The following is a 13,244-nucleotide window of genomic DNA, read 5'->3' as shown; positions in this document are numbered from 1 at the left end:
CGCCGTGGAACGGGGTGGGCAGCGACTCAGTTGTACGTGACGGTGTACGTGCCGGCCTGCGTGCCGTTGATGAACGCGTAACCCACGCCCTTGATGGTCTGCGGCACCGTCGTCACGGCCGAGCCGTTGCGCGTCACCGAGACGAGCGTGCGGCCCGCCGCCGTGCTCGTGGGAACCATGAGCGACAGGTTGCGCGCCGGGGTGGCCACGGTGAAGGTGAGCGCCATGCCGGTGAAGGCGACGGAGGACACCTGGGTGGCCTCGCGCGCGTCGAGCCAGGTGAGGAGCTGCTTCGCGGTGATGACGGACACGCCCTCGCGCTGGGCAGAGGCGATGATGGCCGCCGAGCCCGAGGCGCCCGCCGACGGGTCCGAGTCCACGTGCATGTTGGCATTGAAGGCGCCGTAGTAGCCCTTCGTGCCGAGCGCGTTGGCCAGCAGCGTGTCGATGTGCAGCGGGTAGGACTGGCCAGACTCGTCCGTCATCTGCGTGGCGAGCTGGTAGACGTCGATGGGCGTGCCGTCCACATCCGCGAAGCGCATGGCCAGGCCCGAGCCGGTGAAGAGGCCCGGACGGTCCTGCACCCAGTAGTCCGGCCAGTAGTAGTAGTTGGTATCCAGCCGGATGCCGTGGGCCAGCGACACCTTGGGCTGAGTGGCCCAGTCGCTGAACGCGATGCAGTGCGTGCGGTTGGTGACGGGCGCGGGGATGCCCGGGTACGACGACGCGAAGCCCGCGAGCTGCGGCGTGAAGAATTGCGGGTCCAGCGAGGTGGCCGTGTAGTCCGCGCAGCCGGTGTTGACGTGGAGGGCGTACTCGAAGCCCTGCGCCGTGTAGCTCTGCGCCTGGGTGGCCGTCAGCCCGCCGATGAAGTCGTAGACGGTGCCACGGATGCACTGCCAGTCATCCACGCTGCAGCCCGCGGGGCTGGCGGCGAGGTAGTTCTGCCAGCGCTGGTTGATGGCGCCACCCGGGTGTCCGTCGCCCGTCATCACCACCACCGCCTTCTTCGCGCTGGGGAAGTACCAGAGGCGCGGCAGCGGGACGGCGCTGGTGAGGTGGAGCATGTTGGCCAGGAGGCGCTGCTGCTCGTCCGCCTGGGGAATCTGCACCTTGTTCAGGTTCACCCAGTCCGGCTTCGGGTCGAAGGATGCGTTGCCGTAGAACATGTCGCTGGCGCGCGCGCCCGGGCCGATGCTGGAGCCGTCGCGGTTCTGCCCCTGCCACGCCGGGTTGCCCTGGCGCGTGAGGATAACGGACTTCGCGAGATCGTAGGTGAAGGCCATGGCCGTGCCGCTGCCCACGGTGCGCAGGGTGACGGCCGCGTAGGCCGTGGGCGTGGTGGCGTTCGAGTACAGCGTGGCCACCGCGCGCGTGCCGGCCACCAGCGTGTGGAGGTCCGCGGTGCCGTGGTACTGCATCGTGTCCGCGGTGATGCCCGCGCCCGGCGCCTGCGTGGTGTCGATGAGGAGGTAGCCGTCGTCCTGCGTGCCCGAGGATGCGTTGAGGCCGAGCAGCGCGTTGAGGTTGGCCGCGGGCCGCATGGCGATGAGGCTGCCGCCCGCGTTCACCCAGTTGGTGACGAGCGTCACCTGCGCCGCGCTCAGCGTCTCCTCGCCGAGGATGAGCACCTTGTAGTCATTGAGCGACACCGTGTTGCCGATGTTGCCCGCGTCGGTGGTGGCGAAGGTGGTGATGCCTTCCGCCTTGAGGATTTCCTTCAGGTAGTCGGTGAAGTGGTTGGTCGGGTCCGTGGCCACCAGCACCGGGCCGGAGCCGGTGACGCCCGGGCGGGGCAGAGCGCTGTTCGGCTCGAAGACGACGTCCACCCAGTAGTTGGCGTTCTGGTAGCTGCTGTTGGGGAAGGTGGACGCCGAGCCCAGCGCGAACACGCCGTTGCCGCCGCTGGTGGTGCCGGGCAGCGCATGCAGGGGCGCCGCGTCCACGCCGTTGGCGAGACCGTTGGCGTCGAAGGCGTAGCCGCCGATGGGCGCGAGGTATGAGGCAACGTAGGTGGTGCCGGCGGTGATGGACACCGGCGTGGCGAAGCTCACCTGCTGCCAGCCCGAGGCCGTCTCGTTGGTGAAGGTGGCGCTGGCCAGATTCTGGCCGGTGCTGCTCCACAGGTTGCCCACGTGCGTGCCGGTGTTGCTCGCGCCCTTGTAGAAACGGATGCCCTTTACCTTGCCGTCCACGTCCGCGCGGAACTTCACGCCCATCTCGACGGAGGCCGTGTCATTGGCGCTGGCGGTGCCCGGCGTGGCGGTGGCGGGGAAGAGGCTGTAGGTGCCGGCCGGAGGCGGCGTCGACGGCGGAACGCCCGTGGCCTGGAAGACCACGTCCACCCAGTAGTTGGAGTCCTGGAAGCTGTCGGTGGGGAAGGTGCCGGCAGGGCCATACTTGAAGACGCCGTTGCCGCCGCTGGTGGTGCCGGGCAACGCATACAGCGGCGGGGCATTCACGCCCGAGGCGAGCCCGCCGTTGTCGAAGGCATAGGCGCCGCCCGGTGCGTGGTACGAGGCGATGTACATGGTGTTGGCGGCGATGGTCACCGGCGAGGAGAAGGTCACCTGCTGCCAGCCGGTGGCCGTCTCGCTGGTGAAGGTGGCGGTGGCCAGCAATTGTCCCGTCGCGCTCCACAGGTGGCCCACGTGCGTGCCCGTGTTGCTCGCGCCCTTGTAGAAGCGAACACCCAGCACGTTGCCGGCGACGTCGGTCCTGAACTTCACGCCCAGCTCCACGGGCGTGGAGTCATTCGTCACCGAGGCGACGGCGGGCGTGGCGGTGGACGGCCAGAGGGAGACGGGCGCGGCCGGGCGGAAGACCACGTCCACCCAGTAGTTGGAGTCGTGGAAGCTATCGGTGGGGAAGGTGCCGGCGGGGCCGTACTTGAAGACGCCGTTGCCACCGTTGGCGGGCCCGGCCAGGGCATGCAGCGGCAGCGCATCCGCGCCCGAGGCGAGGCCGTACTCGGTGAAGGCGTAGGCGCCACCCGGCGCGTGGTACGAGGCGACGTAGGTGGTGCCCGCGGTGACGGGCACCGGCGTGGTGAAGGTCACCTCCTGCCAGCCGGTGGCCGTCTCGTTGGTGAAGGTAGCGGTGGCCAGCAGCTGGCCGGCGGCGCTCCACAGGTGGCCCACGTGTGTGCCGGTGTTGCTGGAGCCCTTGTAGAAGCGCACGCCGACGAGCTCGCCACTCACGTCTGCCTTGAACTTCACGCCCAACTCCACGGCCGCGAAGTCGTTGGTCACCGAGGCGACGGCGGGCGTGCTGTTCGCGAAGAGCGAATACGTCGTCTGCGCGCGGGCGTTACCCGCGGGGAGGGCCAGCAGGATGAGGGCAACAGCGGTGAGTAGGGACTGGAGGACCCGTGTGGGTCGTACGTGTATGTCTTTCATTGGATGGGTTCCTCGTGCGCCGCGGGGGGCAGCGCCAGTGCGGTGGGTATCCGCGACCTCCCATCCTTTCGTTTGTTTGCATCATCCACAATGCAACAAAACGGTTCCGGCCCCGACGCGGTATGCCCTTGGGTGGCCCCATGCAACTTTTCCCAGCCGGGTGCGCAAACGGTGGGACGCGTTTCAGCGGAGCGTCAGCACTCCTGATGAATGGCAACACAGCGCGAGCGCTCGCCGGGCGCGAGAAGCGGCGTCGCGCAGCCGCGCGTCGAGGCGGGGTCAATTCCGCCGACGCGCCACCACAGCTCCGACGATGAGCTCGACGGCGAAGTCAAACTCCTCGCGGTGGTCGCACCGGGCGAGGTAGGGCGCGGTCTCGACAAGCCCGGGCAGGCCCGAGTCCTCCAGCACCTTGCGACGACGCGCGATGCCCTCGAGGTCACTCACGCCGAAGGTGGGCCCTGCGTTGACCTCTCGCAGGAGAGTGCCGATCGCAATCGCGAGGAACGAGCGAAGCAGATGCACCGCTTCTTCGGGCGAGTACCCGGCGCGTCGGAGCGCCGACACGACCGCCTCGACCGGCGCGAGACTGGTCAACGACGACAGCTGGCGGGTGAGCACCAGCGTGGCGGCCTGCGGGTGCGCGAGGGCCGCTTGCCGGAACGCGCGTGCGATGGCGCGCAGGTCGTCCTCGAGCGAGCCGGTGGGCGTGGGCAGGCGAATGCCAGCCAGGATGTGCTCGGCCACCGCGTCGAGCAGGTCGTCCTTGCCATCGACATGGTTGTAGAGGCTCTTGGCGTCGACCCTCATGTGACCCGCCACGGTGCGCATGCTCACCGCGCCCACGCCGTGCGCATCGATCACCGTCAACGCGGCGTCGAGGATCGCCTGGCGGGAGAGCCGCGCGGCGCCTTTCGGTGGCCGACCCCGGCGGGGACGCTTCGTCACGCGCACACGATGCACGACCCCTTGCAGAAAATCCACTGTGTGGATAAACACAAACCCACGCTGTGGGTAAATCCGCGATGAAGCGAGGCTACGGACGATGCACTTTCCCTTGAGCACGCCGACGTTCACGCACCGGGCGATCAGCCATCAGGCCGGAGGCCACTCGTGAGTCGGCTCGAGATGCCAGGCGCCGACGTGCTGCGCGCACGCGAGAAGCTCGTCCTCGACCACTTTCGCGACGAGGTCCGTCAGGACTGGGACGCGGTACTGTCGACCTTCCCCCACCCGCACTACGAGATCATCGCGACGCTGACCGTGCACGGCGGCAACCGCGCCGTGCGGAGCTATTACGCGGATACCCGCGTTGCATTTCCCGACCAACATCACGAGATCATCGCGCTCAGACACAGCGCCGACGCCGTCATCGTCGAGTTCTGGCTCATGGGCACCCACAAGGGGCCGCTGGGCGCCATCCCGGCCACCGGAGGCAGTCATCGCACGCGAGTGACCGCCTACTTCATCTTCGACGAAGAAGAGCGGCTGGTCTGCGAGCGCATCTACTTCGACACCCTGACGATGTTGAAGCAGCTCCTCGGCAGCGTCGATCTGAAGAAGCCGCGCAACTGGCCGCTGGTGCTCCGCGCGCTGCGCGGCCTGCTCGCGATGTCGAGCGAGCCGGACCCGCAGCTGCTGAACACCCCCGCGCTGGACCTCAGCGAGCCCACCACCGAGAGACAGGTCTCATGACCCTGTGAGCACTCATCGGCGGCGTCGGCCCGAACTGGGAGCTGCGCAACATCGCTACCCCTTGACCGCGCCCGCGGTGAGGCCGGAGACGATCCTTCGCTGGAGGATGAGCACCAGCAGCACGAGCGGCACCGTCACGATTACCGATGCAGCCATGATGACGCCCCAGGGCAGCTCGAAGGAGGAGCCGCCACTGAGCAGCGCGATGGCCACCGGCACCGTGCGCACCTCGTTCGTCAGCGTGAACGTCAGCGCGAAGAGGAATTCATTCCACGCAGAGATGAACGCCAACAACCCTGTCGTCACCATGGCGGGCCCCAGCAGCGGCAGGAACACCCGCGTGACGATGGTCCACGGCGTGGCCCCATCCATGATCGCCGCCTCCTCTAGCTCAATCGGCAGCTCCCGCATGAACGTGGTCAACGTCCAGACCGTGAAAGGCAGCGTGAGGATGAGGCTGGAGACGATCATCGCCGGCAGTGTGTTGTAGATGCCCAGCCACCGGATGAGCTCGAACATGCCCGAGAGCACGGCGATCTGCGGGAACATGGACACGCCCAGCACGCTGAGCAGCAACACACGCCGCCCCCGGAACTGGATGCGCCCGAGCGCGAACGAAGCCGTCAGTCCAAGCACCAGTGACAGCGCTACCACCGCCGTGGACACGAGGATCGAGTTGAGGATGTTTCGCTCGAAGGGCTGCTCGGCGAAGACCTGCACGTAGTTGCTCAAGGTGGGCTGGCGCGGCCAGGGTTTCACCTCGAACAGCTCCCCCTTCGTCTTCAACGACGACACGATGGCCCAATAGAACGGGAAGAGCGTGTAGACCGTGATGACCGCGAGCAGCACCCAGAACGACACCTTCTTAAGCCAGCGCATGCCTCAAGCCTCCGCGTCCAGCCGGACCCGGCCCACCGTCAGATAGACTGCCGTGAACAGCGCAATGAGTGCGAACAGCAGCGAGGCCGCCGCGCTCCCCACGCCAATCTGCTGGAACTCGAACATCTTCTGCCGCGCGTAGCCCGCCATGGGCATGGTCTCCGTGCCACCACCGGTGAGCACGTAGAACACGTCGAACACGCGCAGCGCATCCAGCATGCGGAAGATGACAGCCACCAGCAGCGGCCCGCGCAGCAGCGGCAGCGTGACCCGGAAGAAGACCCGGATGGGCCCCGCTCCGTCGATCTTCGCCGCCTCGTAGATGTCTTCCGGCAGCATCTGGAGCGCCGCCAGGATGAGCAGCGTCATGAAGGGCGTGGCCTTCCACACGTCCACGGCAATCACCGCCCAGAGCGCCAGCTCGGGCTCGGCCATCCACGCACGCGCCTCGGAGATCAACCCCAGGCTCAGCAGGATGGCATTGATGACGCCAAAGGAGTCATGGAACATCCACGCCCACATCCTCGCGGACACCACCGTGGGAATGGCCCACGGCACCAGCACCGCGGCGCGGAGCAGACCCCGGCCGCGAAAGCGCGCGTGCAGCGCCAGGGCGATGATCATCCCCAGCACCGTCTCCATCGCCACCGAGATGAAGGCGAACTGGAAGGTGGTCCTCACGGTCGTCCACCAGTCCGGATCCTCCACCACCTCGCGGAAGCTCTCGAGCCCCACGAACTGCGAGGACTCCAGGTCCGTCAGGTTCGCGTCCGTGAACGCGAACCAGAACGTGCGCAGCAGCGGCCAGCCTGCCACCAGAGCCATCGCTACGAGCGTGGGCATCATGAACAGCCAGGCCGCGCTCGTACGCTGGCGCGTCAGGGACGAAGGCACTGCGGCCTCCTCGGCGGAGACATTCACTGTCACAGTGGCGGGCATCCGGGCTCCTTTACCACTTCCCGTTGTTGCTGAGCTTGACCAGCTTGTCCTGGAGCTTCTTCAGGTTCGCATCCGCGCTGCCCTTGCCGCTGAGCGTGGCATAGACGGCGTTGCGGAACTCGGTGCTCACCTGGTTGTACTTCGTGCCGGTCACCGTGGCGGGGCGCGACACCGCGTTGGTGAAGGTGGCCTCGAGTTGTCCGATGAAGGGATTGGCCTTGAGGATCTCCTGATCCTTATAAAGGCTGGCGATGGTGGGATTGAACGAGGCCACCAGCGCGCGGCGCTTCTGCTCCTCGGGGCTGGTCAGGTACTTCACCAGGTCCACCGCGATCTCCTGGTGCTTGGAGTACTTAGACACGCCGAGCTGCCAGCCTCCGAGCGTGCCCGAGGACTTGCCGTCCGGGCCGCCCTTGGGCAGGGCCATCACCCCCACCTTGCCATTGACAGGGCTGTCCTTGGAGTTGGCCAGCGCCCACGCGTACGGCCAGTTGCGCATGAACACCGCGTTGCCGGACTGGAAGACACCGCGCGCCCCCTCCTCCTCGTAGCTCAGCACTCCCTTGGGAGCCACCGGCCCGATGAGCGACGCCGCGAACTGGATGGCCTCGACTGCCTTCGGATTGTAGATGGTGACCTTGCCGCTGGAGTCCACGATGGTGCCCCCACCGAACGAGTCCACCCACTCCAGCGCGTTGCAGGTGAGGCCTTCATACGCCTTGCCCTGGAACACGAAGCCCACCAGCTTGTCCTGCCCCGCCTTGCGCTCGCCCTCCACCACTGTCTTGGCGATCTGCGCCAGCTCCTGCCACGTCGTCGGCGGCTTCTGCTGGTACTTCTCCAGCAAATCCTTGCGGTAGTAGAGGAGGCCCGCGTCCGTGAACCATGGGATGGCGATGAGCTTCCCGTTCACCGTGTTGTTCTTCACGATGGCTGGGAAGAACTGGGACAGAGCCGTGTCTGGAAAGTAAGGCTTCAAATCAATCAGGTGATTTCCCACGATGCCCGGCCACACCACGTCGATGCGGTACACGTCGACATCGGGAGAACCCGCCGCCAGGAGCTGCTGGAACTGCGCCAGCTGCTGATCCGCAGCCGTTGGCACCGACACCAGGTTGATGGTGTGGCCCGTCTTCTTCGCCCACGCCTCCGCGCCCTGCCGGCAGACTTCCTGCTCCTGCCCCACGCTGCCGCACGCAATGCTGATCTTCTCGGCCAAAGCATGACGCGGTGCGACGAAAGTCAGCGCAACTACAAGCCCTGCCAAAAACTTCGACATGGATGTTCCTCCACGACTGAAGTGCTTGAGAGCTACCCGGTGGAACCCGTTAACACGTTGCAACATTACAGAGAAGCCTTGAGTTTTGTGTCTAACACGTTAAAGAAGCATGGCTGAAGGGTCGCGTGGCTTGAAACCGCTTCCGCGCCCTTCAGCTCCCCCCGCATGGAGTCACCTCGTGCTTCTCCACCGTCTCTGTTCCAGTGTGTCCGCCGCCTGGCGGAAGTCTCCCTCCTTGCCGATGTTCACCCTGCTGGGCGCCCTGATGGCGCCCGCCGCCGCCCACGCGTCGCTCGACGCGAGCGCGCTGGAGATCAGCATGTACGGCCGCGTTGGCCTTGCGTGGTCTCCCGTGAACGGCAAGGTCATCCAGGGAACATCGATGAACCTGATGGGCAACTCCATCGGTGGCCGTTTCGAGGAAGGTGACTACCTCGAGCCGACCATCCGGCTCCACGTCCTCCGGGCCAAGCCCGAGGAGCCGGATGGGACGACGGTGGATTTCGTCCTGACGCCCGCCATGTTCGCCCGCAACGGCTCGTTCATCGGCGCTTTCACCAACAACGCGCCGACGACCCTGGGCATCGAGATCTTCCAGGCCTATATCGAAGCGGGCAACGTCCTCATCCCGAAGCTGACGCTGTGGGCCGGCGAGCGCTTCTACCGTGGCACCGACGTCCACATCGCGGACTATTTCTACTTCAACAACCTGAGCGGTCAGGGCGTGGGCGCCAAGTATGGCAACCTGGATGTCGCCGTCCTTCTCCAGACGTCCCTCCTCGGAAGCCAGTACAACTGGGACTCGAACGGCGACGGCATTCTTGACTCACGGCGTCAACGCTCCGTGCTCGTCGGGCAGTACGTGCTGCCGGTGACGGAGCAGTTCAAGCTGCACTTCCTGGGTGAGCTCCACCTGCTGCCGGCGGGCATCAACCGCGATGGCAGTGAGAGCCTGCCGTCCGACTTCGGCTGGGTGGCGGGTGTGAAGACTCGCGTGGAGCTGACCTCGCTCTCCGAGGGCAGCTTCAACGAGTTCTCCGTGCGCTACGGCAGCCGCGCCGCCAACGGCAGCCGCGCCGGCTCGCAGACGTGGAACACCTTTGGCCTGACGGACGTGAATGGCCGGTATGATGGCGCCGCGGGTCTCGAGGTGGTGGAGCACTTCCTCTACAACGTGAACAACCGGCTGACCCTCAACGGCTACGGCATCCTCCACTACGACCAGGGCGCCAGCGACACCGCCGCGGACAAGGGCTGGGACTACGCGTTCGGCGTGCGCAGCTTCGTGTACATCGCCGACCAGTTCCACCTGATCAACGAGGCCACCTACCAGGGCCGCAAGGACGGCGACGATCCCTGGGGCACCGCCTTCAAGTTCACCATCGCCCCGACGATCGTCCCCACCGGCGTGCGCTCGGCGTGGGCCCGCCCGCACCTGCGCCTCTTCTATACGCTCGCTGTCTACGACAACGACGCACGTGACAAGCAGTACTCGCCCTACCTGCAGACCTTCGGGCCGAAGAACCTCGGCCACTACATCGGCGCTCGCGCCGAGTGGTGGTTCTAGCCGTCATCCGCCCCACTCCAGGACCCGGTGCTCCTGCTGACCTGAGTCCAGGCGGCCGGGGCCCGGGGTTCTGGTTTTTTGAGGGGTGGATCGCATAAACAGCTTCACCCTCCGCGAGGAGAACGTCACTCTCCGCGTGGGCCCGGGTGAAGGCTCTTGCGGCACACCCGGGGCGAAGTCAGGATGGCAGCGCTTTCAGGAATTCCCGTCGTCACTACCGCAGAAGTCCCATCGTCGTCGTCGTCTTCAACGCTGAGGGAGGTTCGAGTGGATACGCGTACTTCGGTAACTCGCATTGGAACCCGTGTGCTGGCGGCCATGCTGCTGTTCACCGCTGGCTGCAAGAGCGAAAAGAAGGAGACCCCGCCTCCGGCCGCGGGGGAGACCGCCGCGAAGCCGGCGGCGCAGACCACGGGCGGCAAGATTGCCCTGCTGCTGCCGGAGTCGAAGACGTCGCGCTATGAGTCGCACGACCGTCCGAACTTCGAGCGCAAGGTGAAGGAACTGTGCGCGGACTGTGAGGTCATCTACAGCAACGCGGACCAGGACGCGGCCAAGCAGCAGAACCAGGCCGAGGCGGCGCTGACCAACGGCGCCAAGGTGCTGGTGCTGGATCCGGTGGACTCCGCCTCCGCGGCGGCCATCGTGGCGCGCGCCCGGCAGTCCAAGGTTCCGGTCATCAGCTATGACCGCCTCATCGTCAACGCCGACGTCGACTACTACATTTCGTTCGACAACGAGAAGGTGGGCAAGCTCCAGGGCCAGGCGCTCGTGGACAAGCTCAAGGCGGATGGCAAGGGCGCCGGCACCATCGTGATGATCAACGGCTCGCCCACCGACAACAACGCCAAGCTGTTCAAGGCGGGCGCCCACTCGATCATCGACGGCAGCGGCCTGAAGATCGGCGCCGAGTACGACACGCCGGACTGGAGCCCGGACAAGGCCCAGACGGAGATGGAGCAGGCCATCACCGCGCTCGGCAAGGGCACCATCGCGGGCGTCTACTGCGCCAACGACGGCACCGCGGGTGGGGCCATCGCGGCGATGAAGGCCGCGGGCGTCACCCCGCTGCCGCCCGTCACGGGCCAGGACGCGGAGCTCGCCGGCATCCAGCGCATCGTCGCCGGGGAGCAGTTCATGACCATCTACAAGGCCATCAAGCCCGAGGCGGAGACCGCGGCCGAGCTGGCGGTGACGATCCTGCGTGGCGGCCAGCCGGAGGCCAGCAAGATCAACGGCAAGGTCAACAACGGCCAGAAGGACGTGCCGTCCATCCTGCTGGCCCCCGTGGCCGTGACGCGCGAGAACCTCAAGAGCACCGTCATCGCCGACGGCTTCTGGAAGCCGGACGAGATCTGCTCCAGCTCCTACAAGAACGCCTGCACGGCGGCGAACCTCCTGTAGTCCCGAGGTGAACGCATGTCCAAGACCCCACTGCTGGCGCTTCGAGGCATCTCCAAGCGCTTCGGCGCCGTCCAGGCGCTGACCCGGGTGGACTTCGAGGTCCATCCGGGCGAGGTCGTGGCCCTCGTGGGAGACAACGGGGCCGGAAAGTCGACCCTCATCAAGATCATCTCCGGCATCATCCCCATCGACGAGGGCGAGATCCTCTTCGACGGCAAGCCGGTCACCCTGGGCAAGCCGCAGAACTCGGCCGCGCTCGGGATCGCGACCGTCTACCAGGACCTGGCGCTGTGCGACAACCTGGACGTCGTCGGCAACCTGTTCCTCGGACGCGAGCTGAAGGCAAGCGGCGCCGGGCAGCTGGTGGGGTGGTTGGACGAAACGACCATGGAGCGCCAGGCCAACGAGCTGCTCGACAAGCTCTCGGTCAGCATCCCGAGCGTGCGCACCCAGGTGGCGGCGCTGTCCGGCGGACAGCGTCAGTCCATCGCGGTGGCGCGCGCGATGATGGGCTCGCCCAGGATGGTGCTGCTGGACGAGCCCACGGCGGCGCTGGGCGTGGCGCAGACACGGCAGGTGCTCGACCTCATCCGGCGGCTGCGCGAGCAGGGCCTGGGTGTCGTCGTCATCAGCCACAACCTGGCGGATGTCTTCTCCGTGGCGGATCGCATCACCGTGATGCGGCTCGGCCGGAGGGTGGCGTCCTTCGACGCCAAGGCGACCCGGGAGGTCGAGGTCGTCTCCGCCATCACCGGACTGGCCGTGCCGCCGAGGGAAGGGGCCTCCGCCCCGGAGGTGAATCCATGAACACGATGCGCGAAGTGCGGATCGACCCGCGTCTCATCCAGGATCCGCCGGGGCTCGTGGGGGCGTGGCGGGGCTTCCGCCGCAAGGTCTCCCAGGGAGAGCTGGGGAGCCTGCCCGTCATCATCGGGTTGGTGGCCATCTGGATCACCTTCTACCTGGCCAACCCCCGCTTCCTGTCCGCGGTCAACCTCACCAACCTGATGCTGCAGATCTCCGCCATGGGGACCATCTCCGCGGGCATCGTGCTGGTGCTGCTGCTCGGGGAGATTGATCTGTCGGCCGGAGCGGTGAGCGGCCTGTCCGCCGCGGTGATGGCGGTGCTCAACGTCAAGCAGGGGTGGGCGCCAGTGCCCGCCCTGCTGGCCGGCCTGGCCACGGGCGCCGTCATCGGCCTGTTCCAGGGCATCTGGATCACCCGGTTCCGCGTCCCCTCGTTCGTGGTCACCCTGGCGGGTCTGCTCGGGTGGCAGGGCGCGCTGCTGTACGTGCTGGGCGGGACGGGCACGGTGAACATCAATGATTCGCTCATCACCGGGCTGACCGGGACGTTCTTCGAGCCATCTGTCGCCTGGTCGGTGGCCGCCCTGGTCATCGCCCTGCTCGTCGCGACGGTGTTCGTCGAGCGGAAACGGCGGGAAGCAGCGGGCCTGACGCTGCCCCCCATTCGCACCACCGCCCTGCGCGTGGTGCTCATCTCCGGAGCGGTGCTGGGGGTGACGGCCGTCTTCACGCAGGACCGCGGCCTGCCGCTGGCCACGATCATCTTCGCGGGCATCGTGGCCATCCTGGAACTGGTCCTGCTGAGCACGCGCTTCGGCCGTCACGTCTTCTCCGTGGGCGGCAACGCGGAGGCCTCGCGCCGGGCGGGCATCCGGGTGGAAGGCATCCGCGTCGCCATCTTCACGCTGGGCTCCACCCTGGCGGCGGCGGGCGGCATCCTGGCGTCCTCGCGCCTCATGGCGGTGAATCAGTCGTCGGGCAGTGGAGACGTGCTGCTCAACTCCATCGCCGCGGCGGTGATCGGCGGTACCAGTCTCTTCGGCGGCCGAGGCTCGGCGTGGTCAGCCATCCTCGGAGCGCTGGTGATTGGCTCCATCTCCAACGGGATGGATCTGCTGGCGCTGTCCTCGTCGGTGAAGTTCATGGTGACGGGCGCAGTGCTGCTCGTGGCCGCCTCCATCGACGCCCTCTCGCGTCGCGGACGGCAGGCCTCCGGACGGGCCTGAGCAGGGCCCTGGGCGCGGGAGACGGCATCGTCTCCTGCGCCCTCCCCTGC

10 protein-coding genes are annotated in these 13,244 nt (G+C 66.9%); 5 read left to right on the top strand and 5 right to left on the bottom strand.

All coding sequences use genetic code 11. The annotated features are described in order from the left end of the window. Positions 1-26: 26 nt before the first annotated feature. Together DAT35_RS45570 and DAT35_RS45565 are read right to left on the bottom strand one after the other, a co-directional pair. Positions 27-3,398, bottom strand: a complete 3,372-nt coding sequence (locus tag DAT35_RS45570; RefSeq protein WP_108075609.1) for a DUF4082 domain-containing protein — start codon at positions 3,396-3,398, stop codon at positions 27-29. Between the two features lie 279 nt (positions 3,399-3,677). After that, positions 3,678-4,475, bottom strand: coding sequence for a TetR/AcrR family transcriptional regulator C-terminal domain-containing protein (locus tag DAT35_RS45565; protein ID WP_199243202.1), 798 nt, complete (start codon positions 4,473-4,475; stop codon positions 3,678-3,680). Positions 4,476-4,511: 36 nt separating this feature from the next. Here DAT35_RS45565 and DAT35_RS45560 point away from each other — a divergent pair, with 36 nt between their 5' ends. Beyond that, entirely contained in the window at positions 4,512-5,093 is a 582-nt protein-coding gene (locus DAT35_RS45560) for an ester cyclase (RefSeq protein WP_233262094.1), read from the top strand. A gap of 54 nt (positions 5,094-5,147) precedes the next feature. Here the strand turns inward: DAT35_RS45560 and DAT35_RS45555 are convergent, their stop codons facing one another. The 3 genes from DAT35_RS45555 to DAT35_RS45545 are packed head-to-tail and all read right to left on the bottom strand — an operon-like array spanning position 5,148 to position 8,190. Beyond that, the gene (locus tag DAT35_RS45555) at positions 5,148-5,972 is read right to left on the bottom strand and encodes a carbohydrate ABC transporter permease (protein WP_108075608.1); all 825 of its coding nucleotides are present in this window, start codon (positions 5,970-5,972) and stop codon (positions 5,148-5,150) included. Between the two features lie 3 nt (positions 5,973-5,975). Further along, positions 5,976-6,911: a carbohydrate ABC transporter permease gene (locus DAT35_RS45550; RefSeq protein WP_108075607.1), complete on the bottom strand. Its 936-nt coding sequence runs from the start codon at positions 6,909-6,911 to the stop codon at positions 5,976-5,978. Positions 6,912-6,921: 10 nt separating this feature from the next. Further along, complete coding sequence (locus DAT35_RS45545) at positions 6,922-8,190, bottom strand: ABC transporter substrate-binding protein (RefSeq protein ID WP_108075606.1); 1,269 nt, start codon at positions 8,188-8,190, stop codon at positions 6,922-6,924. Between the two features lie 241 nt (positions 8,191-8,431). Here DAT35_RS45545 and DAT35_RS45540 point away from each other — a divergent pair, with 241 nt between their 5' ends. The 4 genes from DAT35_RS45540 to DAT35_RS45525 all read left to right on the top strand — a co-directional run bounded on the left by DAT35_RS45540 (position 8,432) and on the right by DAT35_RS45525 (position 13,194). After that, positions 8,432-9,757: a carbohydrate porin gene (locus tag DAT35_RS45540; RefSeq protein WP_233262101.1), complete on the top strand. Its 1,326-nt coding sequence runs from the start codon at positions 8,432-8,434 to the stop codon at positions 9,755-9,757. Positions 9,758-10,024: 267 nt separating this feature from the next. Beyond that, the gene (locus tag DAT35_RS45535; protein WP_369946342.1) at positions 10,025-11,161 is read left to right on the top strand and encodes a sugar ABC transporter substrate-binding protein; all 1,137 of its coding nucleotides are present in this window, start codon (positions 10,025-10,027) and stop codon (positions 11,159-11,161) included. A gap of 15 nt (positions 11,162-11,176) precedes the next feature. After that, complete coding sequence (locus DAT35_RS45530) at positions 11,177-11,968, top strand: ATP-binding cassette domain-containing protein (RefSeq protein WP_108075604.1); 792 nt, start codon at positions 11,177-11,179, stop codon at positions 11,966-11,968. Further along, entirely contained in the window at positions 11,965-13,194 is a 1,230-nt protein-coding gene (locus tag DAT35_RS45525) for a sugar ABC transporter permease (protein WP_108075603.1), read from the top strand. The genes DAT35_RS45530 and DAT35_RS45525 overlap by 4 nt, the downstream gene beginning before the upstream one ends. Positions 13,195-13,244 lie beyond the last annotated feature (50 nt).

Origin of the sequence: Vitiosangium sp. GDMCC 1.1324, from assembly GCF_003044305.1 — a bacterium.
Taxonomy (GTDB): domain Bacteria; phylum Myxococcota; class Myxococcia; order Myxococcales; family Myxococcaceae; genus Archangium.
Note: the sequence above shows the minus strand (reverse complement) of the source record. Positions and strands in the feature narration are given on the sequence as shown.